A 21,017-nucleotide genomic window follows, 5' to 3' on the forward strand; every position below is an offset into this window, starting at 1 on the left:
GCCGCGCTAGAGCGGTAGTTCGGTGGTCTGCTTTACCCGCTGCATGGGAATTTCGGTCTTGGTGTTCTGCACCCCGGCAATGCGGTTCAAGTGCTGGATCTGGAACTGCCGGTAGGCATCCAGGTCGGCCACCGCCACCCGCAGCAGGAAATCGCAGTCGCCGGCCATCAGGTGGCACTCCAGCACTTCCGGGAAGGATTTGACGCTGTTGATGAAGTGGTTGGTGGTGTCCTCATCCTGCCCGCGCAGCCACACCCGCACGAACACCGTGAACCCGCGCCCGACCTTGGCCGGGTTCAACAGGGCCACGTAACGGTCGATGTAGCCGCCCTCTTCCAGCAGGCGCACCCGCCGCAGGCAGGCCGACGGTGAGAGGCCCACCTGCCGCGCCAGCTCCAGGTTCTGCAGGCGGCCATCGTGCTGCAGGGCCTGCAGGATGCGCTTATCCAGGTTGTCCAGGGCGTCAAGCATCAGATTCCACCATTTCGCGGTCTTGACGCATCATATGCGGAAATTCCGCGCATCTGCCGCATCAACGCAACCCGATTCTGCGCCGCCCCCGCTAGCATGGGCCACCCCCACGCAAGCATGCTCCATGGACGCCCGCACCACCCTGCCCCTGCCCGACCCCGCCTGCCAGACCAGCACCCGCAGCGAGTTCCTGCGCGGGCTGCGCGCCGCCGTTCCGGTGATGATCGGCTTCCTGCCGTTCGCCCTGGTGCTGGGCGCGCAAGCCGCACAGAAGGGCCTGAGCGCGCTGGAAGTGCCCTTGATGACCGGCCTGAACTTTGCCGGCGGCTCGGAATTTGCTGCCGTCGAGCTGTGGACCTCGCCGCCGCATATCGCGCTCATCGTGGCCATCACCGCGCTGGTCAACAGCCGCCACCTGCTGATGGGCGCCAGCCTGGCCCCCCTGCTGCAGCACCTGCCGCGCCGCCGCGTGCTGCCGGCGCTGTTCTTCATGTGCGATGAAAGCTGGGCACTGGGCGTGGCAGACGCGCGCCGGCGCGCCCTGGGGTTCAGCCTGGCCTACTACCTGGGTGTTTCGGCCGGCCTGTATACGGTGTGGGTGGTGTGCACCTGCATCGGTGCACTGGTGGGGCCGCTGCTGGGCGACATCCACGCCTACGGTTTCGACATGGCCTTCCCGGCGGTGTTCCTGGTGCTGCTGCGCGGCATGTGGCAGGGCATGCGCGCGGCACGCCCGTGGCTGGTCAGCCTGGTGGTGGCGGCGGCCACCTATCTGCTGGTGCCGGGGGCCTGGTACGTGGCCAGCGGCGCGCTGGCCGGCCTGGCCGCCGCGTGGTGGCTGGCAGGAGACGAAGCATGATCTTCGACGGCCTGCTGCACTGGAGCTCGCTGCTGACCATCGTGCTGATGGCTGCGGTGACCTACCTGACCCGCATCATCGGCTTCCTGGCACTGCGCAACCGCACCCTGAGCAAGCGCGCGGTGACCGTAATGGAAGCAGCGCCGGGCTGCGTGCTGATCTCGGTGATCGCACCGGACTTCGTGGCCAACAACCCGGCCGACCTGGCCGCGCTGGCCATCACCCTGCTGGCCGCAACGCGCTGGTCGATGCTGCCCACGGTGCTGATCGGCGTGGTTGCGGCGGGCGTGCTGCGTTACGTGCTTGGGTGAAGCGTCCGCCGGGCATGGCCCGGCGCTACCTGCCCACAACGGTAGCGCCGGGCCATGCCCGGCGTCACACGCCCCCCGGCACGAGCGACGACGCACTCTTGATCGGACCCGCTGTGGAGGCGTTTGAAACCATTCTGATTGCCCGATCGCGATCCGCAGGTTGAACCTGTCGGTCAACCGAAGCGCAGCATGGCGCGTAGCGATGGGCGATCACTATGGCGGAGCCAACAAGACGGCCTCAGTTCAAGACGTTCAAGTCCGGGAGCCACGCGGGGCTGGCGGCCGTCCTTCTGGCCACAAGTGCATGCCATTCCATCGAGCTTCCTCCCCGCGACCTGGTAGGCGCCGAGGGCGGATATGCCACCGTGCTGCGAGGCCCTGCCTCCCGTCTGAAAGTCAGCACAGTGTCTGTACTTCCAGGCCCGGAAAGCCGGGAGCGTCCCAATCGATCCGCCGCGTGCGGGTGGTCCGCCATTGCAACCCAGATTCTCTGGGCAGATGACACGCTTTCAGCCGAGCAGGCCTCGCAGCTCTGCGAGGCGGCCGCACGCTCTGCCGGGCTACCGCTGCAGGCCCTTGGGCTTGAATGGACCCCGGTGCGTTATCGCCTCACGATAGTGAGCGACGGAGGTGGCATCTGGCGGCAGTTGCCACACGCGAACCCGCCGGGACAGACCGTCAGTTTCTGGTTCCCGCACGACCCGGACACCGATGCGCTGCGCCGGCGGGTGATCGCCACCACCGCGCACGAATTCCAGCATATCGCCACCGCCCTGGCAGGCCAGGCACGACGCGGCAGGCAACGCGAACCCGATGCCTATCTGGCCGGCGCCTGTGCCCAGCTCTTGATCGAAGGCGCTCTTGCACGTGCCGATCTGCCAGGCGGACACGATCCGCGCGCGGCTGCCTTGCTGTCACAGGCAGCCCGACGTTCCGGGCATGCCGGCAACGAAGCCGGAGCGGCACTATCGCAGTTCTTCGGCGACGCTGGGATTCTGTACATCGAGGGTGCAGGCCGCGACCTTGCGCAGCACTGCCACCAGACGATCGGCTTCCCTTTGCAGCGGTGAAGCGCCCGCCGGGCATGGCCCGGCGCTACCGGCCCACAACGGTCGCGCCATCACGCGGCGCTGCTCGATGCCAGCAGGCACAGACTGCGCGCCGGCAGCGTCCACTGCCCCTCTTCGTCCATGTCCAGCGGCGCCTCATCGGTCTGCAGCACCACCCGGCGGAACGAAAGCACCTGGTCGGACGGGCGGAACCGCTGCGGCTGGTCACTCGGGTTCAGCAGAAGGGCGAGGCTGACGTGGCGGCCCGGTTCCCGCAGGCCACTGTCAGGGCTGCGGCCATCGAGCACGATCAGCAAGGCGCGCTGTTCCGCATCGTGCCAATCACTTTCGCCCATCGGCTCGCCATCCGGCCGCCGCCACTCGATGTCACGCATGCCCAGGGATGCGTCGTAGTCACCGGTCAGGAAGCGATTGCGCCGCAGCAGGCCGTAGCGCCGCCGCAGCGCAAGGACGCGCCGCACGAACGCTGCCTGCGCCCGCGGGCCGGGTTGCGCCGCGCGTTCCCAGTCGATCCAGCTCAGTGGATTGTCCTGGCAGTAGGCATTGTTGTTGCCGCGCTGCGAATGGCCGAACTCATCGCCGGCCAGCAGCATCGGCGTGCCCTGCGCCAGCAGCAGCGTGGCCAGCAGGTTGCGCATCTGCCGCGCACGCAGGGTCAGGATGCCGTCGTCGTCTGTATCGCCTTCCACGCCGTGGTTCCACGACAGGTTGTGCGAATGGCCGTCGCGGTTGTCCTCGCCGTTGGCCTCGTTGTGGCGGTCGTTGTAGCTCACCAGATCATGCAGCGTGTAGCCGTCGTGGGCGGTGACCAGGTTGATGCTGGCCGACGGCCGGCGCCCGTGATGGTCAAACAGATCGGCCGATCCGGTGAAGCGCGCCGCAAACTCCGGCAGCTGCCCGGCATCACCGCGCCACAGCGCACGGGTGGTGTCACGGAAACGGTCGTTCCATTCGGCCCAGCCGGGCGGGAACTGACCCAGCTGGTAGCCGCCCGGGCCGATGTCCCACGGTTCGGCAATCAGTTTCACCTGGCTCAGCACCGGGTCCTGGCGCACGGCATCGAGGAAGCTGCCCGAGGGATCAAACCCATGGCGTTCGCGGCCGAGGATGGTGGCCAGGTCGAAACGGAAGCCATCCACGCGCATCTCGGTCACCCAATAGCGCAGCGAATCCATGACCATGCGCAATGCACCGGCATTGGTCAGGTCGAAGGTGTTGCCGGTGCCGGTATCGTTGATGTAGTAGCGACGGTCCTCGGCAAGGCGGTAATAGCTGGCGTTGTCGATGCCCTTGAACGACAGCGTGGGCCCCAGCTCGTTGCCTTCGGCGGTGTGGTTGTAGACCACATCCAGAATCACCTCGATGCCCGCGCTGTGCAGCCGCGCCACCATCTGCTTGAACTCGGCAATGGTCTCCAGCGACAGGTAGCGCGGTTGCGGCGCGAAGAAGCCAATGGTGTTGTAGCCCCAGTAGTTCCGCAGCCCCCGTTCCAGCAGCTGCTGGTCGTCCACATACGCATGCACAGGCAGCAGCTCGATCGCGGTCACGCCCAGGTACGCCAGGTGGTCCACCACCGCGTCGTGCCGCAACGCCGAGAACGTGCCGCGCTCGGCCGGCGGTACGCCCGGGTGCTGCATGGTCAGGCCACGCACGTGTGCCTCGTAGATCACCGATCGGTCCCAGGCGGTCGCCGGCGCGCGCTCGCCGCCCCAGCTGAAGGCCGGATCGATCACTGCACAGCGCGGCATGTACGGCGCGCTGTCGCGACGGTCGAAACTCAGGTCTGCATCGCGGTGGCCCAGCGTATAACCGAACAGGTGCGGCGCCCACTTGATTTCACCCACGATCTGCTTTGCATACGGGTCCAGCAGCAGCTTGTTGGGGTTGAAGCGATGCCCGTCCGACGGCGCGTACGGTCCATGCACGCGGTAGCCATAGCGCTGGCCCGGCCGCACATCCGGCAGATAGCCATGCCACACCTCGTTGGTGTATTCGGGCAGCACGATCCGTTCGACTTCCCGGTTGCGCGCATCGAACAAGCACAGTTCCACCTTGGTGGCATGCCGCGAGTACAGCGAGAAGTTCACTCCCAGGCCATCCCAGGTCGCGCCCAGCGGGAAGGGGCGGCCTTCGCGCACACGCGAGGTCTGGGTCCATTTACGCGTTGCCATCGTGTTCGTCCTCAGCCGCGTGCAGGGCCGCTATTTCTGCTTCAACAAGGCGTTCGGCCATGTGCCAATGCCGCTGCTGCTGGTCATCCGGGCGCCCTTCGGCCTCCCATATCTGGTGCGCCAACAATTCGATGCGGCGTCGCCGCTCACTGCTGTCCATCTGCCCCACTCTCCTGGCTGATCCACACCGCCACCGGGCTGCCCGCAAACAGCAGCGCGTCGGTGGCGGAACCGTTGAACATCTGCGTGCGACTATCCAGCACGTTGCGCATGCGTCGCTGCGGAACCCCTGGCACCAACTGCTGCGCCGCATCCTGCCAGGCAAGGCCTGGGCCGACAGGCTGCTCCATCCCCGCCCGCCTGACCGCCACCAGCAACTGCTGCCCCCTGTACTCACGTACGAAGACCAGGCGTGTGCACTTGGCTTCGGACAGCCTGCGCAGCGTGCCCTGCAGGAACAGCGGGGCATTGTCGCTGCGCAATCGCAGCAGCGCGGCCAGCAGCCGCAGCTTGGGCGAACCGCTGTGCCAGTCGTGCAGCAACGCTGCCCACGATCGATCATCGGCCAGTGCATGTGCGCGCTGCGCGAAATCGACCGCGCGCCGATTGTCCGGGTCGACCAGGCTCAGATCCCAGCACTCGGTGCCCTGGTAGATGTCCGGGACACCTGGCAGACACAACTGCAGGCACAGTTGTGCCAGCCCGTTGCTTGCACCGGCAGGCGCGATGCGTTGAACAAACGCAGCCAAAGCGGCGCGGACATCCTGCAGGCGGCTGCCGGCAAGCAATGACTGCAGCCACACACAGGCCGCATCCTCCACGGAAAGATCGGGGTCGAGCCAACTGCTGATCCGCTTGCCCTCGCGCAGGGCCTTGCGCAGCCACTGCTGCATCCGCCCTGCGAAATCCGCCTCTGGCCTGCCCTGCATCGGCCACGCTGCGACCAGCGCCTGCCAGAGCGCATAGGCTTCGGCAGCGGGCAATGGCATGGCCATGCCCGCCGCATCACAGCGCCGCTCCCAGTCCGCCAGCGCTGCCTGCCACGCCGCCACATCGCTGCTCAGCAGCGCCAGGCGCGCCCGGGCATCCGGTCCACGCTTGTGGTCATGCGTGGCCAACGCCAGCATCGCCAGCGGTTGCTGCCGCGCACGCGCCTGTGCCAGCGCAAGCAGCTCGCTGCCATCAAGACCGATCCGTTGCGCGTCGCTGCCCACTTCATTGCGCGACAGCAGGCGGAAGTAGCGATAGAAGGCGGTATCCTCCACCGCCTTGGCGTTCAGTGGTGCCGAGAGCTGGCCAAAGCGCACGCGCAGCGCGTCCGCATCCGGAGCCTGCAAGGCATCCACCAGCAGGCGCAACGCTGTGCGTGCGGCTTCATCCAGCCCTTCAGCAGCTGCTTCACTGGCGCGTTGCAAAGCATCGCGCTCGGCTTCGGTCTGCAGGTGATACGGCCGATACACCGGGTAGCAGCGCAGCAGCGCGCACACCGCCCTGCGCAGCGTTGCGTCGGTCACATCGGCTTGCCGTGCCGCTGCGCCCAGCACCTGCCGCACGCAGACCCGCAGCCGCTGCAGATCCGCATGCAGGGAGCCGTCCAACAGCGCGTCGCGGGCCGCCCGTTGCACCTCATCAACCGTACGCCGGTCCCCGGCACGGGCCTGCCACTGTGCCGTCAGCGCGTCGGCACCGGCATCGTCATGCAGCCATGCGCCCACCTGGTCCATGAAGTCGTAGCCGGTGGTGCCATCGCAGCACCACCGGTCTGGCAAGGATTCGCCCTCGGCCAGGATCTTCTCCACGTGCAGGGTGATCTCATGGCCTGCGCGGCCGCCTTCTACCACCGCCGCGTCAAGGCAGGCGCGCAACCGCGCCAGATAGCCGCCCGGGTCGGACAGCCCATCAACGTGGTCGATGCGCAGGCCATCCACCCGGCCCTCGCGAACCAGCCGGAGCGGCAGCGCGTGCACCGCCTCGAACACGTCCTCGCGCTCCACCCGCAGCGCAACCAGCGTCGTGATGTCGAAGAAGCGGCGGTAGTTGACCTGGTCACCGGCGGTGCGCCACCACGCCAGATGGTAGTGCTGGCGTTCCAGCAGCGCATGCATGCGCTCGGCAGAACGATTGCAGCGTGCCACCCAGCCCTGCCGCGCATGGCGCTCCAACGGATAGCTGCGCGGTGACAACGGCAGACACAGGTCGTGGTGGCGCAGCACGGGCAGATCGCCGTCGTCGTCCACGCGCAGCACGCCGGATCCGATGGCCGCGTCCAGCGGCCGATCCAGTACCGGCAGCCACAGCCGCTGCCCGCAGGCTGCGGCATCCCAGTCAATATCGAACCAATGCGCGTAAGGGCTGCGCCGGCCATGCATCAGCACGTCCGACCACCAGGCATTCTGTGGCGCGGCCGCCAGGTGGTTGGGCACCCAGTCCAGGATCAGGCCCAGTCCATGCGCGCGGGCGCGGCCAGCAAGGTGCAGGAAGCCCGCTTCACCGCCGAGTTCCGGGCTGATGCGGGTGGGGTCGATGCCATCGTAGCCGTGGCTGGAACCGGGCATGGCCGCCGCAATCGGCGACAGATACAGATGACTGACGCCCAGCGAAGAGAAATAGCCCACCTGGTCCGCGGCGGCAGCGAAGTCGAAGCCAGCGTGCAACTGCAGGCGGGCGGTGGCGCGGAGCGCGGTCATCGGCCTGCTCCGCCGCGACCGGCACTGATGCGCCCCAGCCGCGATTGCAGTGCAGGCGCATCCCAGCGCAGCGGCAGTCGCCGCCGCCAGTTCGGGTGGACGCCGACGGTGCCGGGCAGGTTGACCTGCGTGCGCAATCCCAGCGCGTCCTCCAGCGGCAGCAGCGCCAACCGTGACGGCGTGGCGGCCAGCCGCTCTAGTGCAGCGTCTTCCACCTCCTCACCGTGCGCGGCGTGCGCAAGCGCCTGCGCATCGGCGCGACGCTGTGCCATCGCAGCGGGTAGATCGTCCATCTCCCCCAGCCGCGCCCGCCAGCGCAGATCGCGCCCGCGCAGCCATCCCGCCAGTGGCGGCAGGTCATGGGTCGAAGGCATCGCGACGGCCTCGCGCCGCCAAGCGGCAGGCGCCAGGAAGCCGCTCGCATTGCGCGTAAACGGCAGCACGTCCACGCCCAGCACGCCACGGCTGGCCAGCTGCTGGCGGATGCCGGCAGGCACCACCCCCAGGTCTTCACCGATGACCACGCACTGATGCCGCCACGACTCCAGCACCAGCAGGTTCAACAGATCATCCAACGGAAACTGCAGGTAGACGCCGTCACTGGCCGAGCCGCCGCTGGGCAGCACCCACAGCCGGTGCAGGCCCAGGATATGGTCGATACGCACGCCGCCGCGGCCGGCCATCACCGATCGCAGCAGGTTGATGAAGGGGGCATAGCCCTGCCTGCGCAGGGCCAGCGGCGAGAACCCCGTAATGCCCCAGGCCTGGCCCTGGGTGTTGAAGGCATCCGGCGGCGCACCCAGCTCCAGACCCGAGAGCATGCACTGCGGCTGCGAACGCGCTTCGGTACCTTCGGGCGCGCAGCCGACAGCAAGATCGGCGATCAGCCCGATGCCGGCACCGCCGCTGCGCGCGCCCTGCTGCACCTGCGACCAGCACCGCTGCGCCAGCCATTGCGCGAACGCGTGATCGTCCGCATCGCCACTGCGCGGGTCGGCGGCCAAGGCGCAGTACGCCTGCAACGCGGGCCCGGCCTCGCCCCGCCACTGGCTTATCGCGTCCCATTGCCCCGGCTGCAGGCGCTGCAGTTGGACCCTGGCCGAACGCAGCCAGCGCCACTTCAGGTCGGCTGCGGCGGGCCAATCAATACGCCGCGCCGCGGTGGCGACCTGCACGGCCTCGGCCAAGGCAGGGTTGCTTGCCAGCGCGGCACGGGCAGCATCGGGAACGCCCTGCAGCAGCGAGGCCTGCAACGGGTCCAGCCAGCGGCGGTCGCTGGGTGAGTAAGGGCTGTAGCCGGCCGTGGGTGGCAAGCCGGCATGCAAAGGGCTCAGTGCCAGTGCGTGCCCGCCGTGCGCGACCAGGCGCTGCAGCCACGGCCCGCACCCTGCACTGTCTCCGATCCCCGCGTCGGCGTCGCTGCGCAGGCTGTATACCTGCGCCGCCAGGCCCCAGGCCCGATCAAGCTGCGCGGGCCACCACGCTTTCTGCGGCGCCACCGCGATGGCGATGGACCTGCGCCCCTGTTGCCAGTGCCAGTAACCCGGCTGTTCCGGCGCGGTCCACGCACCGCGCGAATCCTGCCGCGCGTCGTGCGCCCTGCCCGCTTCATCCACCCAGCCCGCCGCGCTGGATACTGCCGGCAGCACCACGGGCTGGCCGCAGATGGCCGTACGCAGCGGTGCGTGCTGGGCGTCTGCATCCGGCTGCAACTGCGCCAGCACCACACGCAACACGGCGGGAGACACCGTGCAATGGCGCCCGGCTACATCTTCCCACTCGGGCATCAGTCCGGCCGCACGGGCGGCGGCCTGCAGCGCTGCGTCGGTGCTCATGCCTGCAACCAGCGCAGCTGCAGCCCACCCTGGGGCGCCAGCCATGGGCCGGCCGGAAGCTGCAGCGGCGGCTCGCCCTCGGGAAGGGAGTGGGCCACCGCCTCGGCGCCTGCATTGATGGCGATCCACCATTGCCCGGCAGGCAACTGCCAGCCGGCCTGGACGGCGCCCGCACCCAGTACCATCGCGCCCAGCGAACGCGCCTGTTCCAGGCCCGGCTGCAGGTAACGCCGGCGCGCCGTGAGCAGCTCCCGCAGCCATGCCAGTGCCGCCTGCGCCGTGGGGTCAGCGCCGGGCGAGGCCACACAGGACGCCTGCAGCGTTGCCGGATCGTTCGGGTCCGGAATGCGCGCGCGTGAAGCGGCATCGGCAAAGGCACTGAACCCGGCGAACTCGCGCCGGCGTCCTTCGCGTACGGCCTCGTTCAGCGGCGCTTCGAAATCGGTGAAGAACAGGAAGGGCGATGTTGCCTGCCACGGCTCGCCCATGAACAGCAACGGCACCATCGGCGTCAGCACGGTCAGCGCCATGGCCATGCGCAGCTGCGGCGGCGAAACCAGCGTACTCAGGCGATCACCGAACGCGCGGTTGCCGACCTGGTCATGGTTCTGCGCGAACACCACGAACCGCGACGGTGGCAGGTCTGCGCTGGCTTCGCCACGTGGTACGCCGTGCAGGTCGGGCTCGCCCTGCCAGGCAAAGCCTTCGGCAAGACAGCGCGCCAGCAGCGCCTCGGCACGACCGGCATAGGCGGCGTAATAGCCTTCGTTCTCGCCGGTCAGCAGCACGTGCAGCGCATTGTGGAAGTCGTCATTCCACTGTGCCTGGTAGGCACCGCGCAGCCAGTGCGCCTGGTTTCCTTCGTTCTCAAGCACCAGGCAGGCATGCGGCACCTGGGCGCGCACCGCATCACTGAGCTGCTGCAGGAAGCTGTCATCGGCGATGGCATGCACGGCATCCAGGCGCAAGCCGTCGAAGCGGTACTCCTGCAGCCACATCAGCGCATTGTTGATGAAGAAGCGCTGCACCTGCGGCTGCGAGAAATCGATGGCCTCGCCCCACGGCGTGCTGTGCCCGCTGCGGAAGAATGCCTTGGCGTACTGGGCCAGATGGTTCCCCTGCGGTCCAAAATGGTTGTAGACCACGTCCAGCAGCACGGCCATGCCGGCCGCATGTGCGGCATCAACAAAGCCTTTCAACGCGTCGGGGCCGCCGTAGGCCTGCGCCGGGGCATACGGAAACACACCGTCATAGCCCCAGTTGCGGTTGCCCGGAAACTGCGCCACCGGCATCAGCTCGATCGCGGTGATACCGGTCTCGGCCAGCATCGGCAGTTGTGCGATCAGCGCTTCGAAGCCACCCGCTGCGCCCACATGCACTTCGTAGATCACCATGTCCGACCACGCAACCGGGTTGCGTTGCCCGGTCAGCCACACGTGGTGGCCAGGCATGGCCACGGCGCTGGGGCCATCGATGCCGTCCGGCTGCCAGCGCGACGCGGGATCTGGCACTTCACTGCCGTCGGGCAGACGGAACCGGTAGCGGTCGCCATGCCCGGCAGCGGCATGAACCCAATGGGTACCGTCAGGCTCCCGGCGCATCGGTATCGCCGCGCCCGCCAGCACCAGTTCCACCTGCGCGGCATCCGGCGCCCACAGCCGGAACGCCACCGCACCGTCGTCCATCGGCCACGCGCCCAGGCGCGCGTCTGCGGTCATTGCGCTACCTGCAGGTACAGGGTCGACAGCGGCGGCAACGTCAGTCGCAATGACTGGGCATGGCCGTGCATGGGCCGGGTATCGGTGCCGACCGCACCCAGGTTGCCTGCGTTGCCGCCCGCGTAATGGTGGCTGTCGGTGTTCAGGCACTCTGACCAGCGGCCCGGCGTGGGCACGCCCACGCGATAGCCGTCGCGCCGCACAGGGGTGAAATTGCTGACCACCAGCACCGCAGGCGCCCTGCCCGTGGGGTCCTGCCGCACGAAGGCGAAGACGCTGTTGCCGTTGTCGTCGCCCACGCTCCAGGCAAACCCGCGCTCGTCATGCTCGTGCTGATGCAGGACAGATTGCTGCCGCAACTGCGCGTTCAGATCGGCCACCAGGCGCATCAGTCCGCCCCCTTCGGGCGTACCGGCCTGCTGCCATTCCAGCCCGCGCTGATGGGCCCACTCCTCCGCCTGGCCGAACTCGCCGCCCATGAAGAGCAGCTTGCTGCCCGGGTGCGCCCACATGAAGGCGTAGTACGCGCGCAGCTGGGCAAACTGCTGGCGGCGCTCGCCCGGCATCTTGCGCAGCAGCGAGCCCTTGCCGTGCACCACTTCGTCGTGCGACAGCGGCAACAAGAAACGTTCGGAAAACGCGTAGACCAGGCCGAAGCTGATCTCGCTGTGGTGATGCGGGCGATGCACCGGATCGCGCCGCAGGTACTGCAGCGTGTCGTGCATCCAGCCCATGTTCCATTTGTGGGTGAAGCCCAGGCCACCATCGGCCACCGCACGGGTCACGCCAGGCCAGGCCGTGCTTTCCTCGGCAATGACCAACACGTCCGGGAAGCGCTCACGCAGGGTCTGGTTCATGCGCTGCAGGAACGCAACCGCCTCCAGATTCTCACGCCCCCCCTGCACATTGGGCACCCACTGCCCGTCGGCGCGGCTGTAGTCGCGGTACAGCATCGAAGCCACGGCATCCACGCGCAGCCCATCGATGTGGAAGCGCTCGATCCATTCCACCGCGCTGCCCAGCAGGTAGCCCGCCACTTCGTTGCGGCCGTAGTTGTAGATCAGCGTGTCCCAGTCGGCGTGTTTGCCCTCGCGCGGATCGGCATGCTCGTACAGGGCGGTGCCATCGAAGCGTGCCAGGCCGTGGCCATCCTCGGGAAAGTGCGCGCCCACCCAGTCCACGATCACACCCAGCCCAGCCTGGTGGCAGCGGTCCACAAAGCGGGCGAAGTCCTCCGGGGTACCGTAGCGGGCCGTTGGCGCATAGATACCCAGCGGCTGGTACCCCCACGATCCACCGAATGGGTGCTCGCTGACCGGCAGCAGTTCGATATGGGTGAATCCCAGGCCGGTCACGTGGGGGATCAGCCGCTCTGCCAGCCCATCCCAGTCCAGCGCGCCGCCGTCATCCAGCCGTTGCCACGAGCCGGCGTGCACCTCGTAGATGGACAGCGGCGCTGCAGCGCCCAGCCTGCGGCGGCGGTCCAGCCAAGGCTGATCGTTCCAGCGCAGCGGTGCGTCGGCCGGTACGCGCGATGCCGTCGCCGGTGCGCGCTCGGCCCACCGCGCCATCGGATCCAGTTTGTCCGGCAGCAACTGGCCCTGCGCACCGATGATGCGGAACTTGTAGCAGTCCCCCGGTTTCACCGCAGGCACGAACAGTTCCCACACCCCGGCGCGATGGCGCAGGCGCATGGGGTGGCGGCGTCCATCCCATCCGTTGAAATCACCGATGACCGCCACGCGCCGCGCATTCGGTGCCCACACCGCAAAGCGCACACCGGCAACTCCGTGCAGTGTCATCACGGTCGCGCCGAGTGCGCGCATGGCATCGGCATCGCCCTGGTGGATGCGTTGCAGCAGCGCCTCGTCCAACAACGGACCAAACGCGTAGGCGTCATGCACCTGCTCGATACCGTGGGCGAAATGCAGCGCCAGCAGCGGAATCTCCTCGTCGCCGGCCGGCCCCACAAACAGTCCGGGCAGTCCGGTACTGCGCAGATCCCAGCGTCGGCCGCCCGCTGACACCACCTCCACCCGACGCGCGTCCGGCACCAGTACGCGGATCAGCCGATTGCCATCGGCATCGACATGCGGCCCCAGCCATGCGAACGCGTCCGCAGGCCGGGCCTGGGCCAGATCCTGCAGTTCCGCCGCCACTGCCGCGGCAACATCCAGCTGCGGGCCCAGCCCGCATTCCACACCCACCGTGCCGCGCCCGCCGTCGGTCATGCCGCGACCCCGCAGGTCTGCTGGTACAGCGCCAGGTACGCGCGGCCGGCGGTTTCCCAGCCGCCCGGACGCAGCATCGCGGCACGCCGCATGGCCTGCATCAGCACCGGCAGCCGGAAGGTACGCATGGCCCGTTCCACGCAACGGCGAAGCCCATCGGCGCTGGCGCCATGGAACAGAAAGCCGGTCACGCCGTCCTCCACCGTGTCGACCAGACCACCGGTGGCGTGCGCCACCGGCAGGCAGCCAAAGCGCTGGGCATACATCTGGCTCAGCCCGCACGGTTCGAAACGCGATGGCATCAGCAGGAAATCCGCGCCGGCGAACATCTGCCGCGCCAAGCCTTCTTCGAAACCGATGAAGGCGCCCACCCGACCCGGGTAGCGCTGCGCCAGTGCCTGCACCTGCGCCTCGACCTGCGGCTCGCCACCGCCGATCACCACCAGCTGGCCACCGGCAGCAACGATCTGCGGGGCCACATCACAGGTGATGTCCAGGCCCTTCTGGTGGACCAGGCGCGATACCACGGCAAACAACGGACCCTGCGATGGCTGCAGACCGAAGGCGTGGCGCACGGCCTGCGCGTTGGCATCGCGCCCCGCACACTGGCCCACGCTGAAACGCGCTTTCAGATGGATGTCGCGGCGCGGGTCCCAACTGGCATCGATGCCATTGACGATGCCGCTGAGGTGACCGCCGGCAGCGCGACGCGCCAGCAGTTCATGCAGGCCGCAACCATCCTCGGCCGCCGTGATCTGCTGCGCGTAGCGAAGGCTGACCGTGTTCAGCCGTGTTGCATTGGCAATGCCACCCTGCAGAAAGGACATCTGGCCGTGGAAGTGCAGTTCATCCAGCCGTTCGGCCGGCACGCCCAGAGCAGGCGCCAGCGCGAAGGGAAACAGCCCCTGGTAGGCCAGGTTGTGGATGGTCAGCAGGGTCGGTACGGCAGTTCGGTCCCAGCGTACGTAGGCAGCGGCCAGTGCCACCGGCCAGTCATTCAGGTGCAGCAACTGCGGGGTCCAGTCCAGCCCCGCCCTGCCCGCGGCGAGCTCGGCGGCGGCATGCGAAAGCGTGGCAAAGCGCACCGCGTTGTCCGGCCACTCCCTGCCCTGCGCATCCACGTAGGGCGAGCCGTCGCGCTCATAGAGGGCGGGCGAAAGCAGTACGTAGATCGGCAGCCCATCGGCCTGCAGCGCCATGCCGAGGGTGCAGGCGGGAAGCCCGGCGCGGCCGCCAATGCGGCCCACCTCGCGCAGTTGCGGCAGGCGCTGCAGCACTTCGGGATAGCCCGGCAACAGCACCCGCGCATCACAGCTGGCGCGCACTGCGCGTGGCAGGGCCGCAGCGACATCACCCAGGCCACCGGCCTTGATGAAGTCGGCCATCTCGGTGGCCACGAACAGCACCCGCTGCACGAGCGCGGGCAGTTCAATGGGCTGTGAGGGACCGCGGCGCGTGCCGATGGGCACAGCGCCGGGTGCGGGCAGCGCAGTGTCTGCCACGGAGTCGTACGGGGAACCGGCGACGAGGTCGAGGGCCATGATGCTTCTCTGAATCAGTCAGGCAGACGCCAGCGGCGCCCTTCTGGGCGCGTGTGCTGGGAAGGAAGTCGTCGCGGAACGTGGGGGACGTGCGCGTAGGCTCTACGCGAATGTGCCCTGTTGCATATCAAACAGCTGTGAAGTGATGGCGATTTATTTGTGACAGGGCTGCATGAGCTCAGTACACATTCTTCGATGCGGTCCGCCCTGTGCCTGTGGCAACCATCTTGCCCGCACGCGTGCCCGCCTTGCGGGGGGCAACGCCGGCCCCTACTGCGAGGTCACGCGACAGGCTGCACCGGCGCGACCAGGACCTGCACCTGCAGCGTGCCGCCATCGTCCAGGTAAAGCACCTGCTGCACCGGCACCGAACCTGCGTCCGCCAGCGGCTGCAAGGTTGTACGCGGCAGCACCAGCCGGCAGAACGTGCCGCCATCCAGCAGTACCGGCTGGTCACCCGCGTGCAGCGAGAGCGCGAGGCCCCAGCCTTCCACGCCGCCGAAGCGGGTCATGTTCTCCACCGTTTCCCCACCCAGCAGCGCCTGCAGTTCGGCGGGCGCCAGGCACAGGTGCAGCGATTGCTGCTGCAGCTCTACTTTCATGCGGGCACCTGGGCGGGGCTGTACGCAGACATCATGATTCAAGGCCGGAACGATCGTGGGCGTGCATGGTACTGCCAACGCCCCTGCCTCGGTGCGCTGGCATGCAGGCATCGAATCGGGCGAGCACGCGCTCCACCTCGGCCGCCGCACCCAGCGCGCAGGCGTAGCCGTCGGGGCGGATCAGCAGCCAATGGCCTTCAGCAAGGTCCAGCGCTGTGGCAATGTCGCCGTGCACGTCCCGCCATTCGCCCTGGGCGCCCAGCACATGCACCTGCAGCCCGGCACGCGGCACAACGCTGTGCCGGTCCGTGGCGTGGCCCAGCAGCGTCCAATGGGTGCCGCGCAGCAGATCGAACAGCCGTGCCGGCTGACCACCCGCGCCCTGCAGCCGCGCGTCCGGAATGCGATCGCCGGGAAGTGCCTTCGCGATGCCCGCGTCCGCCTGCGCGGTCAGTGGCGAGTTGCGGTACTGCAGATCCAGCTGCTGCACCTCGCGCCCGCGCCGGTGGTCCCCGTGCTGTGCGCGCTCCAGCAGGTTCGTGGCAAGGCCCAGCATGGCGGCGGCTATCGGCCGGCGCTCCTGCTCGTAACTGTCCAGCAGCACAGGCGGCGCGCCGCGCAGCACCGCTGCCAGCTTCCACCCCAGGTTGTAGGCATCCTGCACGCTGGTGTTCAGGCCCTGTCCGCCGGTGGGCGGATGGGTGTGGGCCGCGTCGCCCACCAACAGCACGTTGCCGCTGCGATAGCGGTCGGCAAGCCGCGCATTCATCTGGTAGGCCGATGCCCAGTGCACCTGCTGCACCACGATGTCATCGCGCCCCGAGCGCAGCTGCACCATCGCCTGCAGCCCGGCGGCGGACAGGTCCACCTCTCCTTCCAGCGGTACCGGTGCCTGCAGCTGGAACAACGCCGTTCCCATCAGCGGGCACAGCATCAGCCGTTGCTGCGGGTCGTGCTCGTTGAAGGTGTGCCAGACATCGCGCGGCAGGCCCTGAAGGCTGATATCGGCAACCACCGCGCGCACGCCCAGCGTTTTGCCAGGGAATCCGATCTGCAGGACCCGGCGCACCGTGCTGCGGCCGCCATCGGCGCCGACCAGATAGCGCGCGCGCAGCGCCTGCGGGCCCACCGGGGTATCCAGCTGCAGCGTGACCCCGTCAGCGTCCTGCTCGAAGTCGCGCAGCACATGGGCAAACGCCACGTGGTGGCCCAGCTCGGCCAGGCGTGCGCGCAGCACCTGCTCGGTGGCGAACTGCGGCACCATCAACGGCACGCCATAGGGCTCGGCCACGGTCGCGCGGGATGCCTCCAGCATCACTGCATCGGTACTGCTGCCGTCCGGGTGATGCGTGCGGGTTGGCGGGTAGGCACCGCCCACGGCGAACAGGCGGTTGACCACGCCCATGTCTTCAAAGATCTCAAGGCTGCGCGGTTGGATTCCCTTGCCGCGCGAGCCCTGGAACGGCGCTTCGCGCTGCTCGATCACGCGTATGGCAACGCCGCGTCTGGCCAGTTCAATGGCCAGAGCCAGGCCTGCGGCACCTGCGCCGCAGATCAGCACTTCAGTTGACGCCTTCATTTCGACCACTCACATTTATGTGTAGGATGCACATATTTCAGGAGCAGCCTATGCCCACTAAAAAGCGCGTGCAAGATACACATATCTCGACGGATCTGAAGTCGCTGCACCTGTCCATGCTGGGCATCGTGAGCGTGATGAACCGTCCGGCCAACGACCTGCGGCTCATCAAGGAAGCCGGCATCGCCTTGGACCCTGCGCTGTTCCGCTTGCTGGTGGTGATTGAACGGGTCGGGCCGATTGGCGTTGTCGAACTGGCCGACCGGCTGGGCCGCGACTACACCACCATCAGCCGGCAGGTGGCCAAGCTGGTCGCCAAGGAACTGGTGACCCGCCAGGGCAACCCCACTGACCGGCGCATGCGCGAGGCGGTAATCGCGCCGAAGGGCAAGGCCATGACCGACCGCCTGGATGCAGCGCGTGCGCGCATCGCGGCCGGCATTTTCGCCACGTGGCATCCGCAGGACGTCAAGGACCTGGTGCGCCTGATGGCGAAGTTCTCTGCAGCACTCGAATCCATGGCGCCCTGACCTGCACTCGCGCGCAAGACCTGCCAACGGCTGCTTGTCGCATTGAATGTGATGTTATAACATCCCGCCTCTTTTTCAGGGGGATGTATGCGTCGTCACGTTCTTGCCGTTGCTGTACTGCTTGCTGTCCATGGCGCCTGCGCTGCCGAAAACACCACGCTGCCCACGCTGGATGTCCGCGCCGATCGCCTTTCCGAGGTTGATTCGGTGGTGGTCGTCGAAAACACCGATGCGCCCAACCGCACCCTGGGTGAGATGCTGGAACACGTGTCGGGCGTGCAGAGCAGCGCGTTCGGGCCCAATGCGGGCGCGCCGGTCATCCGCAGCCTGGGCGGCAACCGCGTGCAGCTGCTCGAAGACGGCCATTCGATCCTCGGCATGAACGCGATCAGCGGCAACATCAACGTGCCGTTCGACCCGCTGTTCGTGAAGCAGGTAACGGTGAACAAGTCCGCGGACAGCGTGCGCTACGGCGGCAATGCCATCGGCGGCAGCGTGAACGTCGATACCGGGCTCATCTCAAGGCAGATGGAAACCAAGGACCAGGAAATGGAACTGCTGCTGCGCCAGGGCTTCAATGCCGCCGATGCGCAGGGTTTCCGCATGAACTTCAACAACCAGCGTAACGTGTCCACCAACCTGCAGATGTCGGTGCAGCGCATCTCCCACTACGATATTCCCGGCAACAGCAAGGCCAGCGTGTGCGACAGCCAGCTGTTTCCTGCCGCTGGCGGTGTGAACAGCGCACTGGCCGATGCCTGCCAGAAGGAAGCGCGCGTGCAGCGGGTCTACAACAAGGCCTCGCAACCCTTCATCGACCAGTTCATGACCGAGAACCCCGACTGGGCGGATGGTGATTTCTCCTTCTTCACCAACCAGCCTACCTCGGTGTGGATGGGCAAGACCTACGTCAACCCGGCCAACCCGCAGTACGTGCAGGGCACGCCGTCGTACGTGCAGCAGCGGATCAACCGCGATGTGATACCGAACTACACCGGCACGCTGGGCAACAGCTACTTCCGCAATACCCATCTTGCCGCGGGCTCGACCTACTTCTTCGATCGGGGCTACGTGGCTGCCAGCATCGACAGCAAGGACAGTGAATACGGCGTACCCGGCTTCTCGATGGAGAACCTGTCCTTCGGTTCGGACTACAGCCGGGGCCGCCCGGTGGGCGTGAAGCTGCAGCAGGACACCTACACGATGCTGGCCAACGTGCGCGAGCCGCTGCCGCTGTTGGACAGCGCCGAAGTGAATCTGTCCAAGCTCAGCAGCACCGCAGGCGAATACCTGGGCACCAGCAAGGCCAACCAGTACGCCTTTGACACCTACCAGGGCGAGCTTGTCCTGAACCATCGCCGCGTAGGTGCGTTGACCGGCCAGCTGGGGACCAGCTACCAGTCTCGCTCCATCACCGGCAGTGGCCCGCAACGCTACCTGCCCGACGTGGATACGCAGGCAAAAGCGCTGTTCGTGAAGGAGACCCTGATCCTGCCGTGGGCCACCTTCGATGCTGGATACCGGCACGAGAAGATCGATCACGAAATCCAGGCCAGCCGCTTCCAGAGCGGCCGGAACTCCCCCAATGGCAGTTTGAAAGACCGCGATTTCAACCTGGAAAGCTACAGCGCCGGTGGCTACTTCAAGCTCGGCAAGTGGTTCGCGGCAACCCTGCGCTACGCCGATTCACAGCGCGCCCCCGACGTGAACGAGCTCTACGCCAGCAATGCGCACTACTCCACCATGACCCAGGAGGAAGGGAACCACGCGCTGAAGCCCGAGCGCGCCAAGACCCAGGAGTTCACGCTGGCCTTCAGCAACGCGGGCTTCGACGCCACGGTTACCGCGTATGAGATGAAGTACGAGAACTATCTCTACCTGGGCTATTCCGGCCTGCAGACCGCCAACCGCTTGCCGCTGAAATACTGGAAGCAGACTGACACCACGGTGAAGGGGTTTGAGGTGGATGTGTCGCAGGCACTGGAATTGGGACGTTACGGCAGCCTGCAGCTGTCGGCGTTTTCCGATCTGGTGAAGAACAAGGCCGACCAGCCCGACTCACTGCGCGCCCACAACGATGGCCAGTACCTGCCCAACATGCCCACCAACCGCTACGGTGCAAACGTGGGCTGGCAGCGCGGCGGCTGGAAGGCACACCTGTCCGGCACCTACTACGACACCCAGCAGTACCTTGGCCGGAACGTCAGCGAGGAGGTTCCGTTGCCTGCCTTCACTCTGGTCGACATGCAGGTCAGCTATGCCTTCCCGATCCGCAATGCGTATGTGTCCGCGCTGGAGGTCTTCGTCAACGGCAGCAACCTGCTGGACGAAGAGGCCCGACCGCACAACTCGCCGCTGAAGTACATCGCACCCTTGCCGGGGCGCGGCTTCCAGATCGGGCTGAACGTGAAGCTGTAAGGGCGGCAGCAAGGTGTACATACCCTCCAGGCCACACGTGTGGCTGCAGGGCGCGGCCGCAGGCTACTTCGTCGCCGTGCTCTGCGCGGCCTGGCTGCCGCAGCTGATGCCGGGCAACCTGCCCCACGCGCCCTCGGCCGCAGGTGGCACCGGGCTGAGTGGCCTGTGCACACCGCTGGTGTGTGCAGGCGTGGTAGTCCAGCTCTGCCGCGGGCTGTCGCTTGGGCAGGCGCCAGTGGCGCCGGTGTTGGCCAGCGCTGGCGCCGCGTTGCTGCTGTGGTCGCAGTTGCCGGTCGATGCCAGCAGCCTGCCCTTGGCACAGCTGCTGGCAGCGTCGGCGGGCGTCAGCCTGCTGCTGGTGGCGCAGCACATGCGCTGCGCCACCCCGGCAGGGTCTACCGCACTCAGTTTTCCTGGTAGTCGCGCTCGTCGTACTCACCCGGCACGGTGCAGGTCAGCGTAACCGGGCTGCCTTCGCTCACCATCAGCGAGCCCAGCTCGGTCTCGCGGCCACCGCCGGCATTCAGCTTGGCGGCCTTGCGCACGGAGGCAACGCTGGCGCCCAGTTCGGCGCTGTAGCTCTGGCCCATGCCATCGCTATCGTCGATGTAAGCGGTGATTTCCTTCACCGGCAGACCATACAGAGTGAACCCGGCGGCCGGGGTGATCGGCTTCAGGCTGCCGTCTTCTTCGCGCGGCAGCGCCTTCCAGGCGGCGTTGTTGGTATCGGGGGCGGCGCGGCATTCCAACGCGGCCTGCAGCGACGGCGCAATGGCCTGCCACTGGCTGGCGTTCAAGGCGTGGGCGGCCGGTGCGGTGGCAACAACGGCCAGCAGCGGGGCCAGCAGCTTCAGGCGCGTGCGGCGTGCACGCGACAGCGAGGGGGTTACGTTCATTACCTACATTCCATTTGCAGTGGGGTTCCTTGCCGCTGCCGCTGCGGATGCAGGCGCCAACGGCGAAAGAATTCTACGCGTCCACGTGCGGCAGGTCT

16 protein-coding genes are annotated in these 21,017 nt (G+C 67.4%); 5 read left to right on the plus strand and 11 right to left on the minus strand.

Annotated elements, in window-relative coordinates:
- Positions 1-6: 6 nt before the first annotated feature.
- Positions 7-471, minus strand: a complete 465-nt coding sequence (locus tag C1932_RS10665) for an Lrp/AsnC family transcriptional regulator (protein ID WP_108753246.1) — start codon at positions 469-471, stop codon at positions 7-9.
- Between the two features lie 124 nt (positions 472-595).
- On the opposite strand from C1932_RS10665, the gene C1932_RS10670 reads away from it, so the two are divergent.
- From C1932_RS10670 to C1932_RS10680, 3 genes are all read left to right on the plus strand, one after another.
- Entirely contained in the window at positions 596-1,330 is a 735-nt protein-coding gene (locus C1932_RS10670; protein WP_108762134.1) for an AzlC family ABC transporter permease, read from the plus strand.
- Positions 1,327-1,641: an AzlD family protein gene (locus tag C1932_RS10675; RefSeq protein ID WP_108762135.1), complete on the plus strand. Its 315-nt coding sequence runs from the start codon at positions 1,327-1,329 to the stop codon at positions 1,639-1,641. The genes C1932_RS10670 and C1932_RS10675 overlap by 4 nt, the downstream gene beginning before the upstream one ends.
- 596 nt (positions 1,642-2,237) lie before the next feature.
- Positions 2,238-2,711, plus strand: a complete 474-nt coding sequence (locus C1932_RS10680) for a hypothetical protein (RefSeq protein WP_159094533.1) — start codon at positions 2,238-2,240, stop codon at positions 2,709-2,711.
- A 50-nt stretch (positions 2,712-2,761) separates the two neighbouring features.
- Here the strand turns inward: C1932_RS10680 and glgX are convergent, their stop codons facing one another.
- The 9 genes from glgX to C1932_RS10725 all read right to left on the minus strand — a co-directional run bounded on the left by glgX (position 2,762) and on the right by C1932_RS10725 (position 17,075).
- Positions 2,762-4,882, minus strand: coding sequence for a glycogen debranching protein GlgX (gene glgX, locus C1932_RS10685; protein ID WP_108762137.1), 2,121 nt, complete (start codon positions 4,880-4,882; stop codon positions 2,762-2,764).
- The gene (locus C1932_RS10690) at positions 4,869-5,042 is read right to left on the minus strand and encodes a DUF2934 domain-containing protein (RefSeq protein ID WP_108749770.1); all 174 of its coding nucleotides are present in this window, start codon (positions 5,040-5,042) and stop codon (positions 4,869-4,871) included. Before C1932_RS10690 ends, glgX begins: the two co-directional genes overlap by 14 nt.
- Positions 5,029-7,569: a malto-oligosyltrehalose synthase gene (treY, locus tag C1932_RS10695; protein WP_108762138.1), complete on the minus strand. Its 2,541-nt coding sequence runs from the start codon at positions 7,567-7,569 to the stop codon at positions 5,029-5,031. The genes C1932_RS10690 and treY overlap by 14 nt, the downstream gene beginning before the upstream one ends.
- Positions 7,566-9,404, minus strand: coding sequence for a 4-alpha-glucanotransferase (locus C1932_RS10700; RefSeq protein ID WP_108762139.1), 1,839 nt, complete (start codon positions 9,402-9,404; stop codon positions 7,566-7,568). The genes treY and C1932_RS10700 overlap by 4 nt, the downstream gene beginning before the upstream one ends.
- Complete coding sequence (gene treZ / locus C1932_RS10705) at positions 9,401-11,122, minus strand: malto-oligosyltrehalose trehalohydrolase (protein WP_108762140.1); 1,722 nt, start codon at positions 11,120-11,122, stop codon at positions 9,401-9,403. Before treZ ends, C1932_RS10700 begins: the two co-directional genes overlap by 4 nt.
- A complete protein-coding gene (gene glgB / locus C1932_RS10710) occupies positions 11,119-13,353 on the minus strand; it encodes a 1,4-alpha-glucan branching protein GlgB (protein WP_108762141.1) in 2,235 nt (744 codons plus the stop codon). Before glgB ends, treZ begins: the two co-directional genes overlap by 4 nt.
- A complete protein-coding gene (gene glgA / locus C1932_RS10715) occupies positions 13,350-14,909 on the minus strand; it encodes a glycogen synthase GlgA (protein ID WP_108762142.1) in 1,560 nt (519 codons plus the stop codon). Before glgA ends, glgB begins: the two co-directional genes overlap by 4 nt.
- Before the next feature lie 266 nt (positions 14,910-15,175).
- Positions 15,176-15,496 (minus strand): hypothetical protein, encoded by a 321-nt coding sequence (locus tag C1932_RS10720; RefSeq protein ID WP_234412093.1) that lies wholly within the window; start codon positions 15,494-15,496, stop codon positions 15,176-15,178.
- A gap of 31 nt (positions 15,497-15,527) precedes the next feature.
- The gene (locus tag C1932_RS10725; protein WP_108762143.1) at positions 15,528-17,075 is read right to left on the minus strand and encodes an FAD-dependent oxidoreductase; all 1,548 of its coding nucleotides are present in this window, start codon (positions 17,073-17,075) and stop codon (positions 15,528-15,530) included.
- A gap of 26 nt (positions 17,076-17,101) precedes the next feature.
- Here C1932_RS10725 and C1932_RS10730 point away from each other — a divergent pair, with 26 nt between their 5' ends.
- Together C1932_RS10730 and C1932_RS10735 are read left to right on the plus strand one after the other, a co-directional pair.
- Complete coding sequence (locus C1932_RS10730) at positions 17,102-17,605, plus strand: MarR family winged helix-turn-helix transcriptional regulator (protein WP_234412094.1); 504 nt, start codon at positions 17,102-17,104, stop codon at positions 17,603-17,605.
- Between the two features lie 87 nt (positions 17,606-17,692).
- A complete protein-coding gene (locus tag C1932_RS10735) occupies positions 17,693-20,023 on the plus strand; it encodes a TonB-dependent receptor (RefSeq protein ID WP_108762145.1) in 2,331 nt (776 codons plus the stop codon).
- Positions 20,024-20,427: 404 nt separating this feature from the next.
- Here the strand turns inward: C1932_RS10735 and C1932_RS10745 are convergent, their stop codons facing one another.
- Positions 20,428-20,919, minus strand: coding sequence for a hypothetical protein (locus tag C1932_RS10745; protein ID WP_108762147.1), 492 nt, complete (start codon positions 20,917-20,919; stop codon positions 20,428-20,430).
- Between the last annotated feature and the right edge of the window lie 98 nt (positions 20,920-21,017).

The sequence above is a fragment of the Stenotrophomonas sp. YAU14D1_LEIMI4_1 genome (assembly GCF_003086815.1).
Taxonomy (GTDB): Bacteria; Pseudomonadota; Gammaproteobacteria; order Xanthomonadales; family Xanthomonadaceae; genus Stenotrophomonas.